Below are 4,484 nucleotides of genomic sequence, written 5' to 3'. Positions count from 1 at the left end.
GACCAGGCGACGGCGTCGTGGACCTGCGCGTCGGAGAGGTCGCCCACCCGCGTCCACGGCGAGACCCGCATGAGGAAGCAGATCTCGGCCTTGTAGAGGTTCCCGACGCCGGCCGCCACCCGCTGGTCGAGCAGCGCCGCCCCGAGCTCGCGGTCCGGTTCGGCGCGGAGCCGTCGCTCGACCTCGGCGGCGGCCGCGTCGTCCCACCCGTCGCCGAGCAGGTCGGGCCCGAGGTGGCCCACCCACCGCGACTCCTCCGCGGTCGGCAGCAGGTCCAGGTCGTGCAGGCGGAACCCGACGGCGACCCGGTCGGCCACCTCGAGGACCGCGCGGATGTCGTGCTCCCGCCCGCGCCACGGCCGCCCCGGCCTGTAGAGGTGCCACGAGCCGTCCATCCGGAAGTGGCTGTGGAGGCTGGTCGCGTCGTCGAAGCGGGTGAACAGGTGCTTCCCGACGGAGGCCACCCCGAGCACCGTCCGCCCGGCCAGGTCGTGGTCGATCAGCCGCGGGTGGCGCAGCTCGCCGCGGGTCAGCGCCTTCCCGGCCAGCGCGTCGTCGAGGCGCCGGCCGGCGAGGAACACGGTGTCACCCTCGGGCACCTCTCGATGATGCCCGCCCGGGCGCGCCGCGGCTCAGCGGGCCAGGACGAGGTCCCGGGGCGCGGCACGCTGGGCGAGCGAGACGTGCTCCGCGGTCGGCCCACCGCCCGGGCCGCTGGCGATGACCAGGACCGTCCCGGGGTCGTCGACGGGAGCGCGGAACGTGCCGTCGGGGTCGACCGGCACCACGGCGAGCTGCCGCCCGGACAGGTCGACGAGCGTGACGCGGGCCTCGGGCGCGGGCGCGCCGTGGGCGAGCCGGACCCGGCCGTGGACCGCCGGGCGCGCCTCGTCGGCCGGCTCCGGGTCGGCCGTCCCGGTGTCCACCACCGTCTCGTCGACCGAGCGCGAGCGGGGGAGCACCGGGATCGCACCGGTGGCCACCAGGGCGACCAGGCCGGCCCCGGCCGCGATGAGCAGCGTCGTGCGCAGCCCGGCGAGCGAGGGCAGCACGGCGTCCCCGACCTGGATCGTCATCGCCGAGAGCACGACGGCGGCCACCGCGGACGCCGTGGAGGTGCCCACCGAGCGCGCCAGCGTGTTGAGCCCGTTGGCGGCCGCGGTCCGGTCCGTCGGGACGGCCCGCATGATCAGGTCGGGCAGCGAGCCGTACGCGAGCGCGACCCCGGCGCCCACGAGCGAGATCACCAGGGCGACCTGCCAGGCCTGCGCGAGCAGCACCGTCCCGAGCACGTAGGCCACGACGATGATCACCAGGCCGACCTGCAACGACGTCCGCGGACCGAACCGGGCCGAGACCCGGGCCGTCACCGGGGAGAGCAGCATCATGACGATGCCCATCGGCGCGAGCACGAGCCCGGCCACGATCAGCGACAACCCCAGGCCGTAGCCGGAGGACGTCGGGGCCTGCAGCAGCTGCGGGAACGTCACCATGCCGGTGAACATCGCGACCCCGACCGGGACCGAGACGAGGTTCGGCACCAGCACCGCGCGCCGCGCGGAGACCCGGAGGTCGACGATCGGGTCGCGGGTGCGCAGCTCCCACGCCCCGAAGGCCAGCAGGACGAGGACGGCGCCGACGGCCGCCCCGATCGTCGTCGTGCCGGCCCAGCCCCACTGGCTGCCCTTGGAGATCGCGAGCAGGCCCAGCACCAGGCCGACGGTGAGCACGACCGCGCCCACCGCGTCGAACCGCCCGCCCGAGCGCTGCGCGGACTCCGGGATCACGGCGAGGATGAGGACGACGCCCGCGACCCCGAGCGCGCCGGCGACCCAGAACAGCGCGTGCCAGTCGGCCACCTGCACGATCAGCGCGGACAGCGGCAGGCCCAGCCCGCCGCCGATGCCCAGCGTCGCGCTCATCAGCGCGATCCCGGAGCCGAGGCGCTCGGGGGGCAGCGCGTCGCGCATGAGGCTGATCCCCAGGGGCACGGCGCTGACCGCCACGCCCTGCAGCGAGCGCCCGACGATCACCGGGACCAGCGAGGACGTCAGCGCGCAGATCAGCGCGCCCAGGACGAGCAGCACGAGGGTCGCGATCAGCACCCGCCGCTTCCCGACCATGTCGCCCAGCCGTCCGGCGATGGGCGTGGCGACGGCGCCGCCGAGCAGGGTCGCCGTGATGACCCACGAGGCGTCGGCGGTCGTCGTGTGCAGCAGCGCGGGGAGCTGGGGGACCACCGGCACGACCAGGGTCATGCACAGCGAGGCGATGAGACCGACCGAGGACAGGACCGCGACGACGAGGGCGGGGCTCGCGCCCACCGGCCCCGGGCCGCGGGGGTCGGCCGACCTCTCGCGCACGACCGCTCGTGTCACCGGGCCTCCGTCGTGTCCGTTTCGTGTGCTCAACAACGAGACGTCACCGTAGGGCGCACGTCCCCCACGCGGAGGGGAACGTCCGGCTCCTCACAATCCTTCCGCCGTGCCGCACGTCCGGGCGCGCGGTGCGCTCAGCGGGTGGCGAGGACGACGGCGACGAGGCCGACGACGTTCGTGCCCAGGTGGATGCCGATCGAGGCGAAGACGCTGCCCGTGTGGCGGCGCACCACCGACATGACCACCCCGCCGACGGCGGTCACGAGCAGGACCGCCACGACCCCGAGGACCGGGATGCCGCCCGCGGGCGCGGCCACCGCACCCGCGAGGTGCCACACGGCGAAGGCCGACGCCACCGCGACGACGGCACCGCGCCCGGCCCACCAGCGGCCGGCCCAGGCCCGCTCGGTCAGCCCGTGCAGGACGCCGCGGAACGCGAGCTCCTCGCAGAGCACCGTGCCGACCGGGATCAGCAGCAGGGCCCGCAGCACCACGGCCGAGGTCGGGCTCCCGGCGACCCCCGGGTTCTCCAGCAGCGGGCGGGTCGCGGGCAGCAGGAAGGCGACCGCGTAGCCGAGCGCGACGATCCCGACGGCCGCACCGCCCCACCGCAGCCCCGCGGCCCACGTCGTCGGGCACAGCCCGAGGTCGCGCCAGGACAGGCCCCCGGCCCGGGCGGCGAGGACGAGCACCAGCACGCCGACGACGTTGGCGATCATCCGCACGACCGGGTCGGCCGGCAGGACCGGCACGAGGAGGTTGTTCCAGGCCACGAGGCCCGCGGCGACCACGACGACGACCGCCGACAGCACGACCGCGGCGGGCACCCGGCGGTCCCCGGTCCCGGGGGCGCGGCCGGACGCGTCGGAGACGGTGGGGGCGGTCATGTCACCTCGGGGTCGACGCCTGGGACCTCCACCGTGCCAGGACGACCCGTGGGCGGCCTGTGAGGGGTGGTCCCGGGGCGTACCCGCTCGTGACGCGGCTCACCCGGGCCGGGCGAGGACCTGCCGGGCGCGCTCGGTGTCGGCGGGGGTCCACCCGGTCGGCGCGGCGACCGCGGCCCACCCGTCGAGGAGCTCGCCCTGGTACACGTGACCGTGGCCGGGCGGCACACCCACCGAGTTCGTCAGGTCGATCGTGACCTGCCAGAACGTCACGACGGGGTACCAGCTCATCGCGCCGAGGACGTCCTCGCCCCGGGGTTCGACCAGCCAGTCGGGGCGGTGCCAGAGCAGCTCGGGGGACCACCACACCACCGGGTCCGACGGGTGCTGCAGGTACAGCACGTGCGGGGCGATCCAGGGCGTGGCCGGGACCTGCGTCACGGTGCGCACGTCCGGTCCTCCGGCGAAGCGCACGACGAGCCCGTCGGAGTAGGTGGGGCGGATCTCGGGCGAGCCGGGGTCGCGGCGCTCCACGATCTGGGACCACAGGCGGTTGGAGTTCGGCGGGCCGACCCACAGCACCCCGTCGGTGCTCGCCCGCACGTCGGCGAGCGAGCTGAACGCGGCCTCCGAGCCCTGCGACCCGAGGCTCTCGCCGAACGCGATCATCTTCGGCCGGGGCTGCCCGGGAGGGATCGCCTGGATCCGGGCGTGCACGGCGTCGATGAGCGAGCGCCCCGCCTCCTCCGCCCGGGGTCCGTCGAACAGGAACGACAACCAGCTGGGCAGGTACGAGTACTGGGTGGCGACGATCGCCGAGTTCCCGCCCCAGATCGCCTCGAGGGAGTCCGCGACCGGGTCGTCCACCCAACCCGTCCCGGTCGTGGTCACCACCGCGACCACCCCGCGGGAGAACGCGCCCTCGCGGTCGAGCTCGGCGACGGCGAGGTCCGCCCGCGCCTGCGGGTCGGGAGCCGACTCGAGCCCGACGTAGGCCCGCACCGGCCCGCTCACGGGCCGCCCGGAGGCGGCGGTGAGGGTCGCGGCGGCGCGGCCGGCGGCGACGAAGCGCCGCCCCTCCTTGCCGAGCGTCGCCCACGGGACCAACGAGGTCGGCGACCCGGAGCGGGTGGGGACCGCGGGCTGGTCGAACCCGGGGTAGGTCTGCTCGTTCACTCCGCCGAACGCCTCGTCGGCGAGCGTGAGGCCGCCCTGGAGC

General features: G+C 75.8%; 4 protein-coding genes. All 4 read right to left on the bottom strand.

Features of this window, described 5'->3' with window-relative positions:
• Nucleotides 1–599, bottom strand: a 599-nt coding sequence (locus tag AC0CYZ_RS15325) for a DNA-formamidopyrimidine glycosylase family protein (protein ID WP_472216791.1), incomplete at its 3' end; no start/stop codon positions are given.
• 33 nt (nucleotides 600–632) lie between these two features.
• The gene (locus tag AC0CYZ_RS15320) at nucleotides 633–2,378 is read right to left on the bottom strand and encodes an MFS transporter (RefSeq protein WP_472216789.1); all 1,746 of its coding nucleotides are present in this window, start codon (nucleotides 2,376–2,378) and stop codon (nucleotides 633–635) included.
• A 134-nt stretch (nucleotides 2,379–2,512) separates the two neighbouring features.
• Nucleotides 2,513–3,265 (bottom strand): CPBP family glutamic-type intramembrane protease, encoded by a 753-nt coding sequence (locus AC0CYZ_RS15315; protein ID WP_472216787.1) that lies wholly within the window; start codon nucleotides 3,263–3,265, stop codon nucleotides 2,513–2,515.
• Nucleotides 3,266–3,364: 99 nt separating this feature from the next.
• Nucleotides 3,365–4,484 (bottom strand): alpha/beta-hydrolase family protein (locus tag AC0CYZ_RS15310; protein ID WP_472216786.1); only part of this gene is annotated, 1,120 nt, incomplete at its 5' end.

The organism is Actinomycetospora sp. (genome assembly GCF_055612215.1).
Note: the sequence above shows the minus strand (reverse complement) of the source record. Positions and strands in the feature narration are given on the sequence as shown.

Excerpts from the sequence above, each read along its gene's own strand:
- AC0CYZ_RS15315 (WP_472216787.1), bottom strand. The coding sequence starts at position 3,265 with ATGACCGCCCCCACCGTCTCCGACGCGTCCGGCCGCGCCCCCGGGACC.